This is a genomic window from Streptomyces sp. NPDC025273, assembly GCF_040638585.1.
Classification (GTDB): domain Bacteria; phylum Actinomycetota; class Actinomycetes; order Streptomycetales; family Streptomycetaceae; genus Streptomyces; species Streptomyces cinereorectus.
In genome coordinates this window covers 180,748-201,575 of record NZ_JBEZYP010000014.1, presented here as the reverse complement: position 1 = coordinate 201,575, position 20,828 = coordinate 180,748, and the positions used below count along the sequence as shown (strand labels likewise).

Sequence of the window (20,828 nt, the reverse complement as noted above, 5' to 3'; positions counted from 1 at the left end):
ACTGCAGGGGGGACCCTGTGGGAGAGTAGGACGCCGCCGAACAATTTTTCCGGGGAAGCCCCGTGCCTTTGTGGCACGGGGCTTTTCTGCGTTCACGCCCCCTTCCCCCGTACCCCTGTGCACCGGCCGTCGACGGCTGAGGGTAGGGTCAGGGGGCATCATCGGCACGTTCTTCACAGGAGGCCCCCGGGTGGAGGTCCAGGAGACTCGAGTTCAGACGGACCGAGTACTCACCATCCCCAACATCCTCAGCATGGCTCGCCTCGTCGGCGTACCGCTTTTCCTGTGGCTGATCCTCCGCCCCGTGTTCGGCGGGCCCAACAGCGACGGCTGGGCGTTGCTGGTCCTGATGCTGAGCGGTGTCAGTGACTATCTCGACGGCAAGCTCGCCCGCCGATGGAATCAGATCAGCAGTCTCGGCCGACTCCTGGACCCGGCCGCAGACCGCCTCTACATCCTGTCCACTCTGGTCGGCCTCACCTGGCGGGAGATCCTTCCACTCTGGCTGACCGCAGCGCTTCTCGCCCGTGAACTCATGCTCCTCGTCATGGTGGGAATCCTGCGCCGGCACGGCTATCCGCCCCCCCAGGTGAACTTCCTCGGCAAGGCAGCCACGTTCAACCTGATGTACGCCTTCCCCTTGTTGCTGCTCAGCGACGGAAGTGGTTGGCTGGCAACGACGGGCGCCATTTTCGGATGGGCGTTCGCCGGATGGGGTACAACTCTCTACTGGTGGGCAGGGATCCTCTACGTGGTCCAGGTCCGCCGGCTCGTCAAGGCGGATGAAGTAGCCGATTAGCTCGTTGGCGCGTGCCGTGCAGAGTCGCACGCCCGCAATGAATGCCCTGGTGTTTACCCCGACGGGTGAAGTCGGCTAGACCGTCGTCTCTTCAAGGAGGACGTTTCCGACATGAAGGCCGTCGTGATGGCAGGCGGTGAAGGCACTCGCCTTCGCCCCATGACCTCAAGCATGCCCAAGCCACTCCTGCCCGTGGCCAATCGGCCGATCATGGAGCATGTGCTGAGACTGCTCAAACGGCATGGACTCAACGAGACCGTTGTGACCGTCCAGTTCCTCGCCTCGCTCGTCAAGAATTACTTCGGCGACGGCGAGGAGCTCGGTATGGAGCTCACCTATGCCAACGAGGAGAAGCCGCTCGGTACTGCGGGAAGCGTGAAGAACGCCGAGGAAGCCCTGAAGGACGACACCTTCCTGGTCATTTCCGGCGACGCCCTCACCGACTTCGACCTCACGGACCTCATCTCCTTCCACAAGGAAAAGGGCGCGCTCGTCACGGTGTGCCTGACGAGGGTTCCGAACCCACTGGAATTCGGCATCACGATTGTCGACGAAGAGGGAAAGGTCGAGCGCTTCCTGGAGAAGCCGACCTGGGGCCAGGTCTTCTCGGACACGGTGAACACGGGCATCTACGTCATGGAGCCCGAAGTCTTCGACTACGTCCAGGCCGACACCTCGGTGGACTGGTCGGGCGATGTGTTCCCGCAGCTGATGAAGGAAGGCAAGCCCATCTTCGGCTACATCGCCGAGGGCTACTGGGAGGACGTCGGCACCCACGAAAGCTACGTCAAGGCCCAGGCCGACGTGCTGGAACGCAAGGTGGACGTCGAGCTCGACGGTTTCGAGATCTCTCCCGGCGTATGGGTGGCGGAAGGCGCGGAGGTCCACCCCGACGCGGTGCTCCGGGGCCCGCTGTACATCGGGGACTACGCCAAGATCGAAGCCGGCGCGGAGATTCGCGAGCACACGGTCGTGGGCTCCAACGTCGTCGTGAAATCCGGTGCGTTCCTGCACCGGGCCGTGGTGCACGACAACGTGTACATCGGCGACCACAGCAATCTGCGCGGCTGCGTGATCGGTAAGAACACCGACATCATGCGTGCGGCCCGCATCGAGGACGGCGCCGTCATCGGCGACGAATGCCTGGTCGGTGAAGAATCGATCATCCAGGGCAATGTGCGGGTCTACCCGTTCAAGACCATCGAGGCCGGCGCGTTCGTCAACACCTCGGTGATCTGGGAGTCGCGGGGGCAGGCGCATCTGTTCGGAGCCCGTGGAGTCTCCGGGATCCTGAACGTCGAGATCACCCCGGAGCTCGCGGTACGGCTCGCCGGTGCGTACGCGACGACGCTGAAGAAGGGCGCGACGGTCACCACGGCCCGTGACCACTCCCGTGGTGCGCGTGCACTCAAGAGAGCGGTCATCTCGGCGCTGCAGGCAAGCGCCATCGATGTCCGGGACCTGGAGAACGTACCGCTGCCCGTAGCCCGTCAGCAGACCGCACGTGGCAGTGCCGGCGGCATCATGATCCGGACGTCTCCCGGGGTGCCGGACTCCGTCGACATCATGTTCTTCGACGAACGGGGAGCCGATCTCTCCCAGGCCCGCCAGCGCAAGCTGGACCGGGTCTACGCTCGCCAGGAGTACCGCAGGGCCTTCCCCGGGGAGATCGGGGACCTCCACTTCCCGTCGAGCGTCTTCGACTCCTACACGGGCTCCCTCCTGCGCAACGTCAACACGGAGGGCATCGCCGACGCCGGTCTCAAGGTTGTCGTGGACGCTTCCAACGGCAGTGCGGGTCTCGTCCTGCCCAGCCTGCTCGGACGGCTCGGCGTGGACGCGCTGACCATCAACCCGGGGCTCGACGAGTCGCGGCCCACCGAGACGGCCGAGACCCGGCGGGCCGGACTGGTGCGGCTCGGAGAGATCGTGTCGTCCGCGCGGGCAGCCTTCGGGGTGCGGTTCGACCCCGTCGGTGAGCGGCTCTCGCTCGTCGACGAGCGGGGCCGCATCATCGAGGACGACCGGGCGCTGCTGGTCATGCTCGACCTGGTGGCGGCCGAGCGGCGGAGCGGGCGGGTGGCCCTGCCGGTGACGACCACACGCGTCGCCGAACAGGTGGCCGCTTACCACGGCACGCAGGTGGAATGGACGACCACGTCCCCCGACGACCTGACGCGGGTGGGCCGGGAGGACACCGCCATCTTTGGTGGCGACGGGCGCGGCGGATTCATCATCCCCGAGTTCAGCAGCGTCTTCGACGGTGCCGCGGCCTTCGTCCGCCTCATCGGGCTGGTGGCCAGGACGCAGCTCACGCTCAGCCAGATCGACGCCCGCATCCCGCGTGCCCACGTCCTTCGCCACGACCTCGCCACGCCGTGGGCCGTCAAGGGACTCGTCATGCGACGCGTGGTCGAGGCGGCGGGGGAACGCAATGTGGACACCACCGACGGTGTCCGGGTCGTCGAGACCGACGGCCGCTGGGTGATGGTGCTGCCCGACCGTGCGGAGGCCGTGACCCATCTGTGGGCCGAAGGCCCCGACGACGCCTCCGCCCAGGCACTGCTCGACGAATGGTCGGCGATCGTCGACAGCGCGGGCGACTGACTCCGCGACGGTGACCCGGAAGCCGGCACGCCGCGGCTTCCGGGCCACCGGTGGGGCCATTCGGCGGCAGCCGTCATGACGTGCGACGATGTGCGGCATGTCGCAGCCGCCCCCCGATCGGAGCAGCGCACCGCCGCCTCCCCGTCCCGACGCGTCCATGTCACTGCTGACCACGGTGATGGAGCACAGCCTGGATGAGGGCTACGCCGAGGCTTCGGCACGCCGCGAGGCCGACGGCAGCGCCGGTATGCCCCGCACGCTCAAGTCGAAGCTGGGGCTCGCGGCAGGCCTGGTGCTGGCCGCTCTCGTGGTCACCCTCGGTGCCGCCGAGGCCCGTGTCGCGGCTCCGGTGGTGGCCAAGGAGCGCGAGGAACTCATCGATCGCGTCAACGCGGAGACCACCGCGGCCGACGCGCTGCAGGCGGACGTCGACGAACTGCGCAAGGACGTCGGCGAGCGGCAGCGCAAGGCCCTCGAAGAACACGGCGGGGACCAGGGCGGTCTGGTCGCGCTGCTGTCCGGTGCAACTGCCGTCGAAGGGCCCGGAATCAAGCTCGTCGTCGACGACGCCGAGGACACCGATCAGGGCGGCGGCGGGCCGCGCGAGTCGACCGGCTTCGCCGACACCGGGCGGGTACGGGACCGCGACATGCAGCGGGTGGTCAACGGACTCTGGCAGTCCGGCGCCGAGGCTGTCGCGATCAACGGGCAGCGGCTGACGGCACTTTCGGCGATCCGCGCCGCGGGCGACGCCATACTGGTCGACAACAGGCCGCTCGTGCCGCCCTACACCGTACTCGCGGTGGGGGACGGGAAGAAGCTCGCCGACGCGTTCCGCGACAGTGCGGACGGGCTGTACCTGCAGGCGCTGCACGAGAGCTTCGACATCCGCACCAGCATCTCCGAACAGGAGAAGGTGCGTCTGCCGGCCGCGCCGAGCCTGATCGTACGTACAGCAGAGCCTCAGGCCGCAGACACGGGCAGTGGTGCGGCAGACACAAGGAAGGGCACATCGTGATCGCCGTACTGGGCCTCGTCGTCGGAGTCGTGGTCGGACTGTTGGTCCGGCCCGAAGTGCCGGCGGTGGTCGAGCCCTACCTGCCGATCGCCGTTGTCGCCGCGCTCGACGCCGTCTTCGGCGGTCTGCGGGCCATGCTCGACGGGATCTTCGTGGACAAGGTCTTCGTGGTGTCGTTCCTCTCGAACGTCGTGGTGGCCGCGCTGATCGTCTTCCTCGGCGACAAACTGGGCGTCGGAGCCCAGCTCTCCACGGGTGTGGTGGTCGTCCTCGGCATCCGTATCTTCTCCAACGCCGCGGCCATCCGCCGGCACGTCTTCCGGGCTTGAGGCCGATGACCAACGAACAGAACCCGCACGGCGCGCACCGCGCCGGAGCGCTGCCTCCCGAGGCCCCCGGACCCGCGCCGGGCCCGGCTCCGGCCGACGCCCCCGAGGAGCTCTCCGGACGCCGGCGGCTGCTCGCCGGCCTCTGGCCGCCCAGGGTGACCAGGGCCCAACTCATCGTGGCCCTGCTCCTGTTCGTCCTCGGACTGGGGCTTGCCATCCAGGTCAGGTCGAACAGCGACAACAGCGCACTGCGCGGCGCCCGCCAGGAGGACCTGGTGCGCATCCTCGACGAGCTCGACAACCGCACCCAGCGCCTCGAGGACGAGAAGCAGCGCCTGGACGACCAGCGCACGGAACTGGAGAACAGCTCCGACCAGGCGGAGGAGGCCCGTAAGCAGACCCTGGAGAAGGAACGGCAGCTCGGCATCCTGGCGGGCACGGTCGCGGCCCACGGGCCCGGTATCACCCTGACCATCAGCGACCCGACGGGCGCCGTCGAGGCGGACATGCTCCTGGACGCCATCCAGGAACTGCGTGCGGCCGGTGCCGAGGCCATCGAGGTCAACGGGGTGCGCGTGGTGGCCAACACCTACTTCTCCGGCGACGGGGGAGACCTCAGGGTCGACGGGCGCAGGATCCGGACCCCGTACGAGTTCAAGGTCATCGGTAAGCCGCAGGACCTCGAACCGGCTCTGAACATCCCCGGCGGAGTGGTGCAGACCCTGGAGAAGGAGCAGGCCACGGCGGAAGTGGCGCGGGCCGAGGACATCGTCGTGGATGCCTTGCGACCGGCTGAGCAGCCTGACTACGCTCGGTCGTCACCGCAGTGAAGGCACGGTGGACAGGGCCGGAAGGACACGGGGACGAGGTTGCGGGGGGTCGGCGCATCAGATCGGTGGCGCGTGGTGGAAACTGTCGAGTGGATACGGACGTTGTGAGGATGTCCGGGTCGGCAGGTGTGTTCATTCAGGGTTCGTCCTGCCCCACGGGCGGGTCTATTTCGGTCAAGGGGAAACGCCCGTGAAGTTGTTTGCGAAGTTGTTCGGAAAGAGTGCCCGCGAGGACAGCAACAGTGCTGCCCGTCATCGTGCTCCGCGTCAGGGGCAGGGCGCCGAGGAGCGGGGATCGGATCGCCCGCTCTTCCGCGATGAAGTGCCGGGTCCGGCGGGTGACGGTGCCGGTGTGTCCGGCGCGTCGTCTGTTGACCCTGGTGGTGCCGGACGCATAGGTTTCGGGGAATCATCGACCTCAAGTACGGGTGGAGGGTTTCCCCCCGCCCCGGAGGGCTCGTCCATGCCGGTTTGTACGAGGTGCGGGCATCGCAATGCCGAGGCCAGCCGTTTCTGCTCCAACTGCGGCGCGCCGCTGCGGGGCGCAGTGCCCGAGCGTGCCTCGGAGACGACCTCGACCATCTCGATCTCCGGCATCGAGGCGTACGAGGCCGAGGTGACCGGCCAGACGGCCGCCCCCTCGCTCTCCCCGGAGGCCCAGGCCGCCGTGGACGCCCTGCCTGCGGGTTCCGCGCTCCTGGTGGTGCGCCGCGGCCCGAACTCGGGCAGCCGCTTCCTGCTGGACGGCGACCTGACCACGGCCGGCCGTCACCCGCAGAGCGACATCTTCCTCGACGACGTGACCGTGTCGCGGCGTCATGTGGAGTTCCACAGGAACGCGGACGGTAGTTTCACCGTGGGGGACGTCGGCAGCCTCAACGGCACCTACGTCAACCGTGAGCGCATCGATTCCGTCGCGCTGTCCAACGGCGACGAAGTCCAGATCGGGAAGTACCGGCTGGTCTTCTACGCGAGCCAGCGGGGCGTGTGACCCTCCCCGGGCTCCGTCCGGGGGGACCCTAGGAAGGTCCATGCTGCGAACACCGACAGGCGGTGCCGGCCACGGCACCGCCGCCGCGGACGGGCGAGGCATGAGCATCGGCACGGTGCTTCTGCAGCTGCGCGACGAGTTCCCCGAAGTCACCATCTCCAAGATCCGCTTCCTGGAGGCCGAGGGGCTCATCGAGCCGCAGCGGACCCCTTCCGGATACCGGAAGTTCCGCTCCGCCGATGTCGAGCGACTGGCTCAGGTCCTGCGCATGCAGCGGGACCACTACCTGCCGCTCAAGGTCATTCGTGAGCACCTCGACGCCCTGGCCCGCGGCGAGCAGGCCGCGCTGCCTCCCGGGAGCGGCCAGGGCGAGCTCGGGGACGGCCGCTGGGACCAGAACCCGGGCCGGGCCAACGCCGCCCGTATCGGGCGCTCCGAGCTCCTTGCCGCGGCGGAGGTCACCGAGGACCAGCTCGGTGAGTGGGAGTCGTACGGGCTGATCGTGCCCACGCCCGAGGGCAGCTACGAGGCCGAGACGGTCACCGTGGCGCGGCTTGTGGCGGATCTGGGGCGATTCGGTCTGGAACCTCGGCACCTGCGGGCGGTGAAAGCGGCCGCCGAGCGTGAGGCGGGGCTGGTCGAGCAAGTGGTCGCACCCTTGCGCCTGCACCGGAATCCGCAGACCAGGGCCCATGCGGAGGCCACCGCGAGGGAGCTCGCGGAGCTGTCCGTCCGGCTCCATGCCGCGCTCGTGCAGACCGCTCTGAAGGTTCGCTTCCGCTGACCGCGGAGGAGCCCGACTATCCAAACATGGCGGGCACGTCCTAGGGTTGCTGTGTGAACGAGCTCGACGTTGTGGGTGTCCGGGTGGAAATGCCCTCCAACCAACCGATCGTGCTCCTGCGTGAAGTGGGAGGCGACCGGTACCTCCCTATCTGGATCGGCCCTGGGGAAGCGACAGCGATCGCCTTCGCCCAGCAGGGCATGGCTCCGGCCAGGCCGCTGACCCATGATCTCTTCAAGGACGTGCTCGAGGCCGTCGGCCAGGAGCTCACCGAGGTCCGTATCACGGACCTCCGGGAAGGGGTCTTCTACGCGGAGCTGGTCTTCGCCAGTGGGGTCGAGGTGAGCGCGCGGCCGTCCGACGCCATAGCGCTCGCCCTGCGCACCGGTACGCCGATCTACGGCAGTGACGGGGTGCTGGACGACGCCGGAATCGCCATTCCGGACGAGCAGGAGGACGAGGTGGAGAAGTTCCGCGAGTTCCTCGACCAGATCTCGCCGGAGGACTTCGGTACCAACAGTCAGTGACCGTCCGGCAGGGCCTCTGTCAGCGCATCCGAGAAGCCGTTCCCCGAATTCGGTCACGGGAAACCACCCTCAGGGTGATTATCACTCGGCGTGCCGAGTGTGGCGATCGTTGACGCACCCCTGGTGACTGCCTACCTTCGAGTGGGCAGGTCAAGGACGGAGGTCGGCGTGAGAAGCAGCGGCGACGGTACGGCTGTGGGTGGGCCGTACCAGCAGCACGGCAGTGCGGCCGACCACACCATCAGGCAACCGGCCCAGCCGGTGATGATGGCAACGGACGGTGTGGCAGTGGCAGGTGAGATCGGCTATCGGGGGCCGACAGCATGCGCAGCGGCCGGGATCACTTACCGGCAGCTCGACTACTGGGCGCGTACGGGCCTGGTGGAGCCGAGTGTGCGTCCGGCCCACGGGTCCGGGACGCAGCGTCTCTACAGTTTCCGGGACGTGGTTCTCCTCAAGATCGTCAAGCGTTTCCTGGACACGGGCGTCGCTCTGCAGAACATCCGCACCACGGTCCAGCACCTGAGGGCCCGGGGGTTCACGGATCTCGAGCGGATGACCCTCATGAGCGACGGGGCGACGGTCTACGAGTGCTCCTCGCCCGACGAGGTCGTGAAGCTGCTCCAGGGGGGCCAGGGAGTCTTCGGGATCGCGGTGGGCGTCGTCTGGCGGGACGTGGACGCCGCGCTGTCCCAGCTGCACGGCGAGAGGGTCGACACCGGCGAGACGCTGATCGGCAACAACCCCGCCGACGAGCTGGCCCGGCGGCGCAACCGCGCGGGCTGAGAGCACCGGGGCCGCCCGCGCCGCGCGGGTGCCGGGCAGTCCCGTTGTCAGTGGCGTAGGGCAGCATCGGTGAGGTGAGAGCCGCACCGACCATCCTGCATCTGGACATGGATGCCTTCTACGCGTCCGCTGAGCAGGCGTCGAAGCCCAGCCTGCGCGGCAAACCGGTCGTCGTGGGCGGACTGGGGATGCGCGGGGTGGTCGCCACGGCCTCGTACGAGGCCCGGCGGCTCGGTGTCCACTCGGCGATGCCTATGGCACAGGCCAGACGGCTGGCACCCAACGCGGCCTATCTGGTGCCCCGCTTCTCGCTCTACCGCGCGGTGAGCGACCAAGTGATGGAGCTGCTCGGGCGCCTGTCCCCGCTCGTGGAGCCGCTCAGCCTGGACGAGGCCTTCGTCGACCTGGAGGCGGGTGGGGTCGCCGACGACTCCATGTCCGCCCGCATGGTCGGTGAGCAGCTGCGCACGGTCATCAGGGGTGTCACCGGCCTCAGCGGTTCCGTCGGTCTGGCGGGCTCCAAGATGCTCGCCAAGATCGCCTCCGAGGAGGCGAAGCCGAACGGGCTGCTGCTGATCGAGCCGGGCACCGAGCGTGAGCTCCTGGCCCCCATGCCCGTACGGACCCTCCCGGGTGTGGGACCCGCCACCGGTGACCACCTCCGGCGGGCGGGCATGACCGTGGTCCAGGACCTCGCGGAGGCGGGCGAGGCGGAGCTCGTACGGCTCCTGGGCAAGGCGCACGGCGTCGGGCTGTACCGCATGGCGCTCGGGTACGACGACCGGCCCGTCGTCGCGGAGCGGGACGCGAAGTCCGTGTCGGTCGAGGACACCTTCGATGTGGACCTGCACGACCGGGTGCGCGTCAGGACGGAGGTGGAGCGTCTGGCGGACCGGTGCGTCCACCGGCTCCGGGGCGCGGGACGGTCCGGCCGGACCGTCGTCCTCAAGGTGCGCCGCTACGACTTCTCGACGCTGACCAGGTCCGAGACCCTGCGCGGCCCCACGGACGACCCCACCGTCGTCAGGGAGGCCGCGGCCCGGCTCCTGGAGGCCGTCGACACCACCGGTGGCGTGCGGCTGCTGGGGGTGGGGGTCACCGGGCTCGCGGACTTCACACAGGAGGATCTCTTCGCGCAGGCAGCCGACGCACGGCAGTCAGCCGACGCGCAGCGGGCGACGGCGGACGAGCCGGGGTCCGGGGCCGCCGCGGTGCCGGACGAGCCGGACGCCGCGGCGGGGGAGGACGCCTCGCACGAGAGCGCCGCACAGCTGTCCGCCCGGCGCTGGCAGGCCGGGCACGACGTACGCCACGACGTCCACGGCCATGGGTGGGTGCAGGGCAGTGGGGTCGGCCGTGTCACCGTGCGGTTCGAGGAGCCCGGGATGCCGCCCGGCCGGGTGCGCACCTTCCGCATCGAAGATCCGGAACTCCACCCGGCCGACCCGCTGCCGCTGGTGCGGGACCCGGTGGACTACTCCTCGTGGCCGGCCAGCCTGCCGAAGTCCCTGTCCGGCCCGGTCCCGCCCGGGGGGGCGGAGTCCAGCCCGTAGTGGCGGTAGAGCTGCAGCTCCTGCTCCGGGGAGAGGTGACGGCCGACACCGAAGTCGGGTGCGTCCTTGATCAGGGCGCGGTCGAAGGGGATCACCAGAGTGCCGTCGACGAATTCGCTGGGCTCCAGCGGGACGAACGCGTCCCGGGTGAAGAGCCCGGTGCGGACGGCTGCCCACTCGGGTACGCCGGTGGCGTCGTCGAGATAGACCTCGTCCACCGTTCCGATCTTGGCCCCCTTGCGGTCGAAGGCCTTGCGGCCGATCAGGCTGCGCGGATCGATGTCGGTCTGCACGGTGCCTCCCACTGGTCGCAACAGGGTGGTCGCAACTGCTCCACAGGCACAACGAAAGGCCAGATCCGGGGCTTCGGCCACTCGAGACGCCGGCTCCGGCCCGCTGGTAGTCTGGAACACGGCTGCCGACCCCGCGCGGGAGAGCCCTCCGGAGAAATCCGGAGGCGCCGAAGGAGCAACTCCTCCCCGGAATCTCTCAGGCCCCCGTACCGCGCGGACGAGGTCACTCTGGAAAGCAGGGCGGGACCCGTACGGCACGTGCCGTCGAGGGCCCCCGTCCTCACCGACGGTGAAAGCCGGTACGCCTCCGGGCCGTGCCGGTGAAGCTCTCAGGTCGAGATGACAGATGGGGAGGCCGTCCGGGCAGCCACGCCGTGGTGCCCCTCGCAGGTCGTGACAGACCAGGAGGCCTCCATCATGACCCCCCGTCGCACTCCGCTCTCCCAGCTGGAGCAGGGCATTCCGTTCGAGCAGCGCCACATCGGGCCCGACGCCGAGGCCCAGGCGAAGATGCTCGCCCAGGTCGGATACGGCTCCCTCGACGAGCTCACCGCCGCAGCGGTGCCCGACGTGATCAAGAGCGCCGAGGCGCTGAACCTTCCTGCGGCCCGTACCGAGGCCGAGGTCCTGGCCGAGCTGCGACGTCTCGCCGACCGCAACCAAGTGCTCGCCCCGATGATCGGGCTCGGCTACTACGGCACCTTCACCCCGCCGGTGATCCTGCGCAACGTCATGGAGAACCCGGCCTGGTACACCGCGTACACGCCGTACCAGCCGGAGATCTCCCAGGGGCGGCTCGAAGCCCTGCTGAACTTCCAGACGATGGTGGCCGACCTCACCGGCCTGCCGACCTCCGGGGCCTCGCTCCTCGACGAGGGCACGGCGGCCGCCGAGGCCATGGCCCTGGCCCGACGTGTCGGCAAGGTCAAGGACGGCGTCTTCCTGGTCGACGCCGACACCCTCCCGCAGACCGTCGCGGTGATCGAGACCCGCGCCGAGCCGACCGGCGTCGAGGTGGTCGTCACGGACCTCTCCGACGGAATCCCGGCGGACGTCGCCGAGCGGGGCGTCTTCGGCGTGCTGCTGCAGTACCCGGGCGCCTCCGGAGCCGTGCGCGACATCAAGCCCGTCATCGAGCAGGCCCACGAGCTCGGGGCGATCGTCACCGTCGCCGCCGACCTGCTGGCCCTGACCCTGCTGACCTCGCCCGGCGAGCTGGGCGCGGACATCGCCGTCGGCACCACGCAGCGCTTCGGCGTCCCGATGGGCTTCGGCGGACCGCACGCGGGGTTCATGGCCGTGCGCGAGAAGTTCGCCCGCAGCCTGCCCGGCCGCCTCGTCGGCGTCTCCGTCGACGTGGACGGCAACAAGGCCTACCGCCTGGCCCTGCAGACCCGCGAGCAGCACATCCGTCGCGAGAAGGCCACCAGCAACATCTGCACCGCGCAGGTGCTGCTCGCCGTCATGGCCGGGATGTACGCGGTCTACCACGGCCCCGAGGGCCTGCGGACGATCGCGCGGCGTACGCACCGGTTCGCCACGATCCTCGCCGAGGGGCTGCGGGCCGCCGGTGCCGACGTCGTGCACGGCGCGTACTTCGACACGCTGACCGTCCGCGTCCCGGGCGCGGCGGCGGGCGTCGTCGCCGGGGCCCGTGAGCGCGGGGTCAATCTGCGGCTCGTCGACGCCGACCGGGTCTCCGTCGCCTGTGACGAGACCACCACCCGTGCGCAGATCGCCGCCGTCTGGGCGGCCTTCGGTGCCGCCGGCGACATCGAGGCCCTCGACGCCGAGGCAGCCGACGCGCTGCCCGGGAACCTGCTGCGCGCCGACTCCTTCCTCACCCACCCGGTCTTCCACCAGCACCGTTCCGAGACGGCGATGCTGCGCTACCTGCGCAAGCTCGCCGACCGGGACTACGCGCTGGACCGCGGCATGATCCCGCTCGGCTCGTGCACGATGAAGCTCAACGCGACCGCCGAGATGGAGTCGATCACCTGGCCCGAATTTGGTGCGCTGCACCCCTTCGCGCCGGCCGAGCAGGCCCAGGGCTTCCTCACCCTCATCCGTGAGCTGGAGGAGCGTCTCGCCGAGGTCACCGGCTACGACGCCGTCTCCCTCCAGCCCAACGCCGGCTCGCAGGGCGAATTCGCCGGTCTCCTGGCCGTGCGCGCCTACCACCGGGCCAACGGCGAGGAGCAGCGGACCGTCTGCCTCATCCCGTCCTCCGCGCACGGCACCAACGCCGCGAGCGCCGTGATGGCGGGCATGAAGGTCGTCGTGGTGAACACCGCCGACGACGGCGAGGTCGACATCGAGGACCTCCGCGCCAAGATCGAGAAGCACCGCGACGAGCTCGCCGTCCTGATGATCACCTACCCCTCCACGCACGGCGTCTTCGAGGAGCACGTCGCCGCCATCTGCGGTGAGGTGCACGACGCGGGCGGCCAGGTGTACGTGGACGGAGCCAACCTCAACGCGCTGGTCGGCCTGGCCAAGCCCGGCAAGTTCGGCGGGGACGTCTCCCACCTGAACCTGCACAAGACCTTCTGCATCCCGCACGGCGGCGGTGGTCCCGGTGTCGGTCCGGTCGGCGTGCGCGCGCACCTGGCGCCGTACCTCCCGAACCACCCGCTCCAGCCCGCGGCGGGCCCGGAGACCGGCGTCGGTCCGATCTCGGCCGCCCCCTGGGGTTCGGCCGGCATCCTGCCCATCTCCTGGGCGTACGTACGGCTGATGGGCGGCGAGGGCCTGAAGCGTGCGACGCAGGTCGCCGTGCTCGCGGCCAACTACATCGCCAAGCGTCTGGAGCCGCACTTCCCGATCCTGTACAACGGCCCGGCCGGTCTGGTGGCGCACGAGTGCATCGTGGATCTGCGCCCCATCTCGAAGGCGACCGGTGTCAGCATCGATGACATCGCCAAGCGGCTGATCGACTACGGCTTCCACTCGCCGACGATGTCGTTCCCGGTGGCCGGGACGCTGATGATCGAGCCGACCGAGAGCGAGGACCTCGCCGAGCTCGACCGGTTCTGCGACACGATGATCGCCATTCGCGGTGAGATCGAGAAGGTCGCTTCCGGCACCTGGACCGCGGACGACAACCCGCTGCGCAACGCGCCGCACACCGCGGCCGCTCTGGGTGGCGAGTGGACGCACGCCTACAGCCGCGAGGTGGCGGTCTTCCCGGCCGGCGTCTCGCCGTCGGACAAGTACTGGCCGCCGGTGCGCCGGATCGACGGGGCGTTCGGCGACCGCAATCTGGTCTGTTCCTGCCCGCCGCTGGACGAGTACGACCAGTAGGACACGCGTCGGGGCCGGTGCGGAGACTTCTCCGGCCGGCCCCTGTGTCTTTTCCGCCGTGGTCAGGCGGCTTTCATCACCTGGCCGTTCCTCAGGGTCCGGTGCGGGGCGATGATCTGCCCGTCCGGGAGCAGCTCACCGGTGTCCTCGAAGAGCAGGACGCCGTTGCACAGCAGGCTCCAGCCCTGTTCCGGGTGGTGTGCCGTCAGGCGTGCGGCTTCCCGGTCGGCGGAGTCTGCGGTCGGGCAGGGTGGCTGGTGCTGGCACATGGATGGGTTCTTTCGCTGCGTCGAGTCGAGTGTCCTGCGGCGTGACGATGTGTTCATGGCCCGCCCCCGTATCAGATCGGTCCGGTCCCAGTGTTGCCCTACGGGCTTCATTCCGCAGGCATTTCGCCACAGCTCCTCTTCTCCTTCCCGGACGCGTCACCCGGCCGGACGGTCCAACACAACTGGACTGTCCCTCCGGGTGGTTCGGGGTGACCTGACCGGGCTAGTCCGGACGGGCGGGCGGACGCGCCCCCGCCGTGGAGACGACGGGGGCGCGTGAGGCCGGAGGATCAGGCCGGTGACCCGAGGAGGCCGGGGAGCTCCGGAAGCGGAGCCGGGGTGACACGCAGAGTCATGACCGGAAGCAGATCGGCGACCCGGTGCGGGCGCTGGGCGGTGATCCCGGGAGGCGCGGGCGCCAGGGGCACCAGCACATCGGTCGGAGCGAGTGTCCCGCCCGCGGCATCGGCCTCGGTGTCGTCGTGCAGCCACAGGGTGAGCATGTAGAGCTCCGGGATGGACAGCAGACGCGGCTGGTAGTGCGCTGCCGCCGACTCGGCCTGTCGCACGGCGAGTTCGGTCGAGGCGAGGTAGGGACCCTCGAAGAAGTGCGAGAAGGTCCAGCCGTCGGCGGTGAGCACGGTGTCCGCGGCGGCGACGGCGCGTTCACCGCTGCGGATCAGGAAGCGCCAGCCGGCGAGGCGGGTGGAGGGTGCTGTCTCGCTCGGCGCGATCCGGTCCAGCACATGGACGGGGAGGGGAAGCTCGGGGCTCAGCGATCCCTGGACGGACCGGAGAGCGGGTGTATGGGCCTCGCGGACGGCGGTGGGAGAACCGAGTGCTGCGAGAACGCTGCGCAGTGCGGGCGCTGGGGCCGGAGAAACATGCAGCGGCATAGTGGGTCGCCTCTCACTTCGGAGACACGGTGATGCGTGGGCGGGTGCAGACGGCGCTGTCGGCGTGCGGGGCCAGAGGACGGCCGGCGACCGGGCGGACCGGCCGGTGCGTCAACTCTCTGCCGCGTTCGCAGAGTTTATACGACAAATGTTCACACGATGTTTCGGCTAGCCGTTCCACGTATTGTCCACAAGATGGATTTAAGCCTCTGAATTGCGGGATTTCTGCTACTTCGACCCCGCCTGGGAAGCCTGCGGCCAGGAATTTTCACGTGACGGCGGTAGGCTGAAACGCATCGGTGTTTCCATGCGCTCCCGGCGGCACGAACTCCATATGCTGCATGCCGACGGAATGTGCCTCCGGCTTCCGCCAACAGACTACTGGGTGCCCGATGGTCGTGGGGGCGTTATAGATCACCTCGTCGGGGCATTATCGATCGTGATGCGAGCGGCCTGTGCCGCGGGCCGCCCACCCGAGGAGGGGACCCTTCGATGGGCGAGAAGGTCGTGGCGGACAGCTTTGATCTGTCCGGTCGGCAGGTGTACCGCAAGAAGCTCACCCAGTGCCTGGAAGGGCTGGAGAGGCTCCTGTCGGAGCAGAGGTTCGATCGGCCCAGGAATCTCATGGGGCTGGAGATCGAGCTGAATCTCGCGGGTCCGGACGGCATGCCGCGGATGCGCAATGCGGAGGTGCTCCAGCGCATCGCCAGCCGGGATTTCCAGACCGAACTAGGGATGTTCAATCTGGAAGTAAACATTCTGCCGCACCGGCTGAGCGGCAGGGTTTTCGATCAGCTCGCCGAAGAGCTCCGCACCGGGCTCGCCTATGCGCACCGGAAGGCCGCGGAGGTGGACGCCGGGATCGTGATGATCGGCATCCTGCCGACACTCGGCCGCGATGACGTGGTCTCGGCGAACCTGTCGGACGTGGACCGGTACACACTGCTCAACGACCAAATGGCGGCGGCCCGCGGCGAGGATTTCGTCCTCGATATCGAGGGCGTCGAACGACTTGTCTGTTCCTCCTCCTCCATCGCTCCCGAATCGGCCTGCACCTCGGTCCAGTTGCACCTGCAGGTGACACCCGCCCGCTTCGCCGACGTGTGGAACGCCGCCCAGGCCATCGCCCCCGTCCAGATCGCCCTCGGGGCCAACGCCCCCTTCCTGTTCGGCAAGGAGCTGTGGCGGGAGTCGCGGCCGCCGCTGTTCCAGCAGGCCACGGACGTACGGCCGCCCGAGCTCAGGAATCAGGGGGTTCGGCCCAGGACATGGTTCGGGGAGCGCTGGATCGGCTCCGCGTACGAGCTCTTCGAGGAGAATCTGCGTTACTTCCCGCCCCTGCTGCCGATCTGCGACGACGAGGAACCGCTGCGGGTGCTGGACGAGGGCGGTGTACCGACTCTCGCCGAACTCGTCCTGCACAACGGCACGGTCTACCGGTGGAACCGGCCGGTGTACGGGCTGGCCGACGGTGTTCCCCATCTGCGGGTGGAGAACAGGGTCCTGCCCGCCGGGCCCACGGTCGTCGACGTGATCGCCAACGCTGCCTTCTACTACGGGCTGGTGCGCGCGCTGGCCGACGAGTCACGGCCGGTGTGGACCAAGCTGCCCTTCGAGGCCGCCGCCGAGAACTTCGACACCGCTTGCCGCCACGGGATCGACGCCGAGCTGCTGTGGCCGCGCCCCGGGCGCTCGGGAGGTGTGACGAAGGTGCCCGCCGTCAAGCTGGTGCGGGACGAACTGCTGCCGCTGGCCGCAGCCGGGCTCGACGCCTGGAACATCGAGCCCGCGGACCGCGACCTCTATCTGGGAGTGATCGAGGAGCGCTGCCGCCGCCGCGTGAACGGGGCCTCCTGGCAGGTCGACACGTATCACCGGGCACTGGAGGCAGGCCTCGAACGGGACGGGGCGCTGGCGGCCACCACCCGGCGCTACGGCGAACTGATGCAGTCGGGCGAGCCGGTGCACACCTGGCCGGTCGGCTTCCCCGCCCCCTGAGGAGGACGGGCGGCCCTCGCCGGCAGCCGCCCGTACCCGCGCCGTCGCTCGGAGGCGGCCGCCCGGTGTCCCTCCGCGCCCTTGCCGTCGGGCAAGCTAGGACGCACTGACGCACGGCTGAGGGCAGGTGTACGGGTGGAGGCGGGGCGCGTGGCTGGATCCATTGCTCACGAGGAGGTGTCACGGCGGACCCTGCGGTCGGAGACGCTGCTGGTGCTGGCCGTCTCGCTCGGGGCCAGCGGGGTGTCCGCCCTGATCAGCTTCGTCGGATCGCTGACGAAGCCAGGGGGTCTGAAGGACCAGGCCGCGACGCTGAACGGTTCCTACGCCCCCGGACGGCCGTGGCTGGACCTCTCGTGGCAGCTGTTCGGCATCGCTTCCGCTCTGGTGCCGGTCGCGCTGGTGGCCCATCTGCTGATCCGGGAAGGGGCCGGCCTGCGGACCCTCGGCTTCGACCGTACGAAGCCCTGGCCGGACCTGGGCCGCGGCACGTTGGTCGCTGCGGGGATCGGCAGTGCCGGGCTGGCGTTCTACCTGGTGGCGAGGGCCGGCGGATTCAACCTGACGGTGGTCCCGGAGTCGCTGCCCGAGGTGTGGTGGAAGTTTCCGGTGCTGATCCTCTCCGCGGTGCAGAACTCCGTCGTGGAGGAAGTGATCGTCGTCGGCTACCTGCTGCGCCGGCTGGGGCAGCTGGGGTGGACGCCGATGGCGGCTCTGGCGGCGAGCTCGGTGCTGCGCGGCTCGTATCACCTGTACCAGGGAATCGGCGGCTTCATCGGGAACGTGGTCATGGGCGTCGTCTTCGTCCTGCTGTACCGGCGATGGGGGCGCGTCGGACCGCTGGTCGTCGCGCACGCCCTGCTCGACATCGGGGCCTTCGTCGGATACGCGCTGCTCGCGGGCAAGGTGGACTGGCTGCCCACGCCGTGACGGACACCCGCTCCTACCCGGTGGGTGTGTTTGCGGCGGATGGTCATCCCGGGCACCTGGCCGCGGCGCGATCCTCGTGATTCCGCAGAAGGAGCTGCACCCGATCCTCGCCGACGATCACTGAGGCGTGCGGTCCGAACGGCGGCCGATCGGCACCTCGCGGCCGGTCCGCAGGGCCTCCGCGCCGTCCAGGGTGGCCAGATCTCATCCCCAGGGATGAGGAACCACTCGGACATGCCCGTCCACGGTGGTAGGTCCGGATGGGTCGTGCCGGGGATGTTCTCGCCCTCCGGGGGTGATGGGGTAGGAATCGTGCACAATGCGACGCGATGGATCCCCGGACAGACCCCGCCGAACCCCGCCGAACCCGCTGCCGGGCTCGCCGCGGAGATGGCGGCGGTCGCGACCGGCGCGCGCAGGCGGGCAGTGCGTGACGGTGACCGCCACATCGACACGGCGCATCTCCTTCACTCCCTCATCGAGTCCGATCCCGGCGTCCGGGAGGCGTTCGGCGAGGGACCCCGACTGGCCCGAGTCCTCGGCTATCTCGTACAGCGCAGCATCGGGTACGGCCTCCGCTGGCAGGGCGTACGGGAACGCACGGGTGCGCTGCCTGCCTTGCGGGGCGCGGTGGACGTGTGGTCGCCCTCGGCCGCGGCGGCGCTGGACCGGGCGGTGCGTGGGGCGGTTCTGCGCGGAGAGCCCCGCGCCGGTGGCCTCGATCTCCTTGCCGCACTGGTGGCCGACCCGCAGTGCCGGGCCGTCGAGGTGCTGGAGCGGGCGGGCGTCGATGCGGCATGGCTCGCGGGCCGGACGGCCGACCGGCTGACGGGGGCGGCGCGGGGGTGATCGTGGACACGGCACCGACAGGGGTAACGGTGGTGACGCTCCTGACGTCAGCTGCCATGATGTGCCGATGCACGCGTCTCAGAGGAGAAGTGCCGGTCTGGGCCTGGCCCTGGCCTCGGCCTTCGCATTCGGTGGTTCAGGGGTGGCGGCCAAACCGCTGATCGAGGCGGGGCTCGACCCCCTGCACGTGGTGTGGCTGCGGGTGACCGGTGCCGCTCTCGTCATGCTGCCCGTCGCCTGGCAGCACCGGAAGCTGGTCCGTGAACGGCCCGTGCTGCTGGCCGGATTCGGACTGTTCGCCGTGGCCGGCGTCCAAGCCTTCTACTTCGCCTCGATCTCCCGTATCCCGGTCGGCGTCGCCCTCCTCGTCGAGTACCTGGCGCCCGCGCTGGTCCTGGGCTGGGTGCGCTTCGTGCAGCGCAAGCCCGTCACCCGGGCCGCCGCGGCCGGAGTGGTGCTGGCCGTCGGCGGACTCGCCTGTGTGGTCGAGGTCTGGGCCGGTCTGAGCTTCGACGCCGTGGGGCTGCTGCTCGCACTCGGAGCGGCGTGCTGTCAGGTGGGCTACTTCGTGCTGTCCGACCAGGGCAGCCAGGACACCGGGGACGGGGATACCGCCGCCGAGTCGCCGCATCCCGTCGGCGTGATCGCGTACGGCCTGGTGGCCGGCGCGGCGGTCCTCACCGTGGTGGCCAGGCCGTGGGGCATGGACTGGACGACACTCGGCGGGAACGCGGCGATGAACGGGCATCAGGTCCCCGCATGGCTGCTGCTCGGCTGGATCGTCCTGCTCGCGACCGTGCTCGCCTATGTCACCGGAGTGGTGTCCGTACGGCTGCTCTCGCCGCAGGTGGCGGGCGTCGTCGCCTGTCTGGAGGCGGTCATCGCCACCGTGCTGGCCTGGGTGCTGCTCGGCGAACACCTCTCCACGCCTCAGCTCGTGGGCGGCTGCGTCGTCCTGATCGGGGCGTTCATCGCGCAGTCCTCCGCACCCAGGCCGCCGTCCGGACCGGTGGCATCCGGCCCGGGCACGCCCGGACCCCGCGCGGAGGGGGCAGCGGGCGCCCGCGCATCCGCCGCTGCCGGAGGTGAGCTGTCCGGTTCTCCGGCCTCACCGTAGGGTGGCGATCGCGCGGCGCACCGTACTTCCGCCTCCTGCCGCCAGACACGCGGCAGCCCACTCCTGACGAGGACCGGGCCCAGGTGCCTCCCGAGCGGGAGCCGCCCCGCGTGCGGAGCCTGGCGACCACCCCTCCCACTCTCCTCCGGCCTGCGCCTGGACGCGCCGTCCGATAGGCCCGTTGCCGGCCGGGACGACGGGACCACCGTGCCGGCCGGGGCGTGCTTCAGAGCGCGGCCAGATAGTCGGGCACCGGGACCGCGGGGTCCAGATCGTCGGACGGCACCGGTGCGGCGTAGCCGTGGGCCAGGGGAATCACTCCGGCCCAGTACGGCAACGAGAGGTCCGCCGGATCGTCGTTGGGGCCGCCGGTGCGGACCTTCGCGGACAGCTCCTCAAGGTCCAGGCGGATGACGGCCGTCGCGGCGAGCTCCTTCGCGTCGGCCGGCCGCGAGTCCCGGGACCTGCCCGGTACGACCTGGTCGACGATGGCGTCGAGCGCGATGCGCCGCTCCTCCGGGTCGGTGACCGTACGGGCGATGCCGTGGACCACCACGGAGCGGTAGTTCATCGAGTGGTGGAAGGCGGAACGGGCCAGCACCAGGCCGTCGACGTGGGTGACCGTCAGGCAGACCGCCATGCCCGGATCCGCAGCGCCGGCGTCGCGCAACGGTCGGGATCCGGTCGAGCCGTGCACGTACAGCCGTTCGCCGACCCTGCCGTAGAGCGTCGGGAGCACGACCGGCGCGCCGTCGCGGACGAAGCCCAGGTGACAGAGGTACGCCTCGTCGAGTATCGAGTGGACCAGCTTTCGGTCGTACGAGGCGCGCTGCTTGGCCCGGCTCGGGACCGTACGCACGGTCGGCTGGTAGGGGACTGCGACGTCCGTCCCGGTGCTGTCGGGCCCAGAGGTGTCCGGCATTGCCTTCTCCATTGCACTAGTGCATAA

The 20,828-nt window shown here is 69.7% G+C and carries 19 protein-coding genes and 1 riboswitch; of the genes, 15 read left to right on the top strand and 4 right to left on the bottom strand.

What is annotated here, in order from left to right; genetic code table 11:
* The first annotated feature begins 190 nt into the window (after positions 1–190).
* The 10 genes from AB0F38_RS23145 (at position 191) to AB0F38_RS23100 (ending at position 10,224) form a co-directional block, all read left to right on the top strand.
* Positions 191–799: a CDP-alcohol phosphatidyltransferase family protein gene (locus AB0F38_RS23145; RefSeq protein WP_361896481.1), complete on the top strand. Its 609-nt coding sequence runs from the start codon at positions 191–193 to the stop codon at positions 797–799.
* Between the two features lie 111 nt (positions 800–910).
* Entirely contained in the window at positions 911–3,406 is a 2,496-nt protein-coding gene (locus tag AB0F38_RS23140; protein WP_361896478.1) for a mannose-1-phosphate guanyltransferase, read from the top strand.
* 97 nt (positions 3,407–3,503) lie between these two features.
* Positions 3,504–4,424 (top strand): DUF881 domain-containing protein, encoded by a 921-nt coding sequence (locus AB0F38_RS23135; protein WP_361896475.1) that lies wholly within the window; start codon positions 3,504–3,506, stop codon positions 4,422–4,424.
* Positions 4,421–4,753 carry a small basic family protein gene (locus AB0F38_RS23130; protein WP_003970459.1) on the top strand — a complete coding sequence of 111 codons (333 nt, stop codon included), beginning with the start codon at positions 4,421–4,423 and terminating at the stop codon, positions 4,751–4,753. The genes AB0F38_RS23135 and AB0F38_RS23130 overlap by 4 nt, the downstream gene beginning before the upstream one ends.
* Before the next feature lie 5 nt (positions 4,754–4,758).
* Entirely contained in the window at positions 4,759–5,583 is an 825-nt protein-coding gene (locus tag AB0F38_RS23125) for a DUF881 domain-containing protein (RefSeq protein WP_361896472.1), read from the top strand.
* A gap of 61 nt (positions 5,584–5,644) precedes the next feature.
* The gene (locus tag AB0F38_RS23120; RefSeq protein WP_361896498.1) at positions 5,645–6,574 is read left to right on the top strand and encodes an FHA domain-containing protein; all 930 of its coding nucleotides are present in this window, start codon (positions 5,645–5,647) and stop codon (positions 6,572–6,574) included.
* Between the two features lie 40 nt (positions 6,575–6,614).
* Complete coding sequence (locus AB0F38_RS23115; protein ID WP_361896469.1) at positions 6,615–7,358, top strand: MerR family transcriptional regulator; 744 nt, start codon at positions 6,615–6,617, stop codon at positions 7,356–7,358.
* Positions 7,359–7,411: 53 nt separating this feature from the next.
* The gene (locus AB0F38_RS23110; protein WP_006123076.1) at positions 7,412–7,885 is read left to right on the top strand and encodes a bifunctional nuclease family protein; all 474 of its coding nucleotides are present in this window, start codon (positions 7,412–7,414) and stop codon (positions 7,883–7,885) included.
* A gap of 168 nt (positions 7,886–8,053) precedes the next feature.
* Positions 8,054–8,671 (top strand): MerR family transcriptional regulator, encoded by a 618-nt coding sequence (locus AB0F38_RS23105; protein WP_361896467.1) that lies wholly within the window; start codon positions 8,054–8,056, stop codon positions 8,669–8,671.
* Positions 8,672–8,745: 74 nt separating this feature from the next.
* Entirely contained in the window at positions 8,746–10,224 is a 1,479-nt protein-coding gene (locus AB0F38_RS23100; protein ID WP_361896464.1) for a DNA polymerase IV, read from the top strand.
* Here AB0F38_RS23100 and AB0F38_RS23095 read toward each other — a convergent pair.
* Positions 10,146–10,517, bottom strand: a complete 372-nt coding sequence (locus AB0F38_RS23095) for a PRC-barrel domain-containing protein (RefSeq protein WP_361896462.1) — start codon at positions 10,515–10,517, stop codon at positions 10,146–10,148. The genes AB0F38_RS23100 and AB0F38_RS23095 overlap by 79 nt on opposite strands.
* Positions 10,518–10,643: 126 nt before the next feature.
* Positions 10,644–10,739, top strand: a riboswitch (glycine riboswitch).
* 195 nt (positions 10,740–10,934) lie between these two features.
* On the opposite strand from AB0F38_RS23095, the gene gcvP reads away from it, so the two are divergent.
* Positions 10,935–13,820 (top strand): aminomethyl-transferring glycine dehydrogenase, encoded by a 2,886-nt coding sequence (gene gcvP, locus AB0F38_RS23090; RefSeq protein ID WP_361896458.1) that lies wholly within the window; start codon positions 10,935–10,937, stop codon positions 13,818–13,820.
* Positions 13,821–13,882: 62 nt separating this feature from the next.
* Here gcvP and AB0F38_RS23085 read toward each other — a convergent pair whose 3' ends face one another.
* Together AB0F38_RS23085 and AB0F38_RS23080 are read right to left on the bottom strand one after the other, a co-directional pair.
* Complete coding sequence (locus tag AB0F38_RS23085) at positions 13,883–14,089, bottom strand: DUF5999 family protein (RefSeq protein ID WP_361896455.1); 207 nt, start codon at positions 14,087–14,089, stop codon at positions 13,883–13,885.
* Positions 14,090–14,379: 290 nt separating this feature from the next.
* The gene (locus AB0F38_RS23080; protein WP_361896453.1) at positions 14,380–14,985 is read right to left on the bottom strand and encodes a hypothetical protein; all 606 of its coding nucleotides are present in this window, start codon (positions 14,983–14,985) and stop codon (positions 14,380–14,382) included.
* A 492-nt stretch (positions 14,986–15,477) separates the two neighbouring features.
* On the opposite strand from AB0F38_RS23080, the gene AB0F38_RS23075 reads away from it, so the two are divergent.
* From AB0F38_RS23075 to AB0F38_RS23060, 4 genes are all read left to right on the top strand, one after another.
* A complete protein-coding gene (locus tag AB0F38_RS23075; protein WP_361896450.1) occupies positions 15,478–16,983 on the top strand; it encodes a glutamate-cysteine ligase family protein in 1,506 nt (501 codons plus the stop codon).
* A gap of 150 nt (positions 16,984–17,133) precedes the next feature.
* Entirely contained in the window at positions 17,134–17,913 is a 780-nt protein-coding gene (locus AB0F38_RS23070; protein ID WP_361896447.1) for a type II CAAX endopeptidase family protein, read from the top strand.
* Positions 17,914–18,303: 390 nt separating this feature from the next.
* On the top strand, positions 18,304–18,762 hold the full coding sequence (locus AB0F38_RS23065) for a Clp protease N-terminal domain-containing protein (RefSeq protein ID WP_361896495.1): 459 nt from the start codon (positions 18,304–18,306) through the stop codon (positions 18,760–18,762).
* A 67-nt stretch (positions 18,763–18,829) separates the two neighbouring features.
* Positions 18,830–19,879 carry an EamA family transporter gene (locus tag AB0F38_RS23060; protein ID WP_361896444.1) on the top strand — a complete coding sequence of 350 codons (1,050 nt, stop codon included), beginning with the start codon at positions 18,830–18,832 and terminating at the stop codon, positions 19,877–19,879.
* Positions 19,880–20,105: 226 nt separating this feature from the next.
* Here the strand turns inward: AB0F38_RS23060 and AB0F38_RS23055 are convergent, their stop codons facing one another.
* Positions 20,106–20,801, bottom strand: a complete 696-nt coding sequence (locus AB0F38_RS23055) for a pyridoxamine 5'-phosphate oxidase family protein (RefSeq protein WP_361896442.1) — start codon at positions 20,799–20,801, stop codon at positions 20,106–20,108.
* Positions 20,802–20,828 lie beyond the last annotated feature (27 nt).

Bases quoted from the DNA above. Each gene is read 5' to 3' on its own strand.
- AB0F38_RS23125 (WP_361896472.1), top strand. From the start codon at position 4,759: ATGACCAACGAACAGAACCCGCACGGCGCGCACCGCGCCGGAGCGCTG.
- AB0F38_RS23080 (WP_361896453.1), bottom strand. From the start codon at position 14,985: ATGCCGCTGCATGTTTCTCCGGCCCCAGCGCCCGCACTGCGCAGCGTT.
- AB0F38_RS23140 (WP_361896478.1), top strand. From the start codon at position 911: ATGAAGGCCGTCGTGATGGCAGGCGGTGAAGGCACTCGCCTTCGCCCC.
- AB0F38_RS23085 (WP_361896455.1), bottom strand. From the start codon at position 14,089: ATGTGCCAGCACCAGCCACCCTGCCCGACCGCAGACTCCGCCGACCGG.
- AB0F38_RS23055 (WP_361896442.1), bottom strand. From the start codon at position 20,801: ATGCCGGACACCTCTGGGCCCGACAGCACCGGGACGGACGTCGCAGTC.
- AB0F38_RS23135 (WP_361896475.1), top strand. From the start codon at position 3,504: ATGTCGCAGCCGCCCCCCGATCGGAGCAGCGCACCGCCGCCTCCCCGT.
- AB0F38_RS23060 (WP_361896444.1), top strand. From the start codon at position 18,830: ATGCACGCGTCTCAGAGGAGAAGTGCCGGTCTGGGCCTGGCCCTGGCC.
- AB0F38_RS23065 (WP_361896495.1), top strand. From the start codon at position 18,304: ATGGCGGCGGTCGCGACCGGCGCGCGCAGGCGGGCAGTGCGTGACGGT.
- gcvP (WP_361896458.1), top strand. From the start codon at position 10,935: ATGACCCCCCGTCGCACTCCGCTCTCCCAGCTGGAGCAGGGCATTCCG.
- AB0F38_RS23075 (WP_361896450.1), top strand. From the start codon at position 15,478: ATGGGCGAGAAGGTCGTGGCGGACAGCTTTGATCTGTCCGGTCGGCAG.
- AB0F38_RS23115 (WP_361896469.1), top strand. From the start codon at position 6,615: ATGCTGCGAACACCGACAGGCGGTGCCGGCCACGGCACCGCCGCCGCG.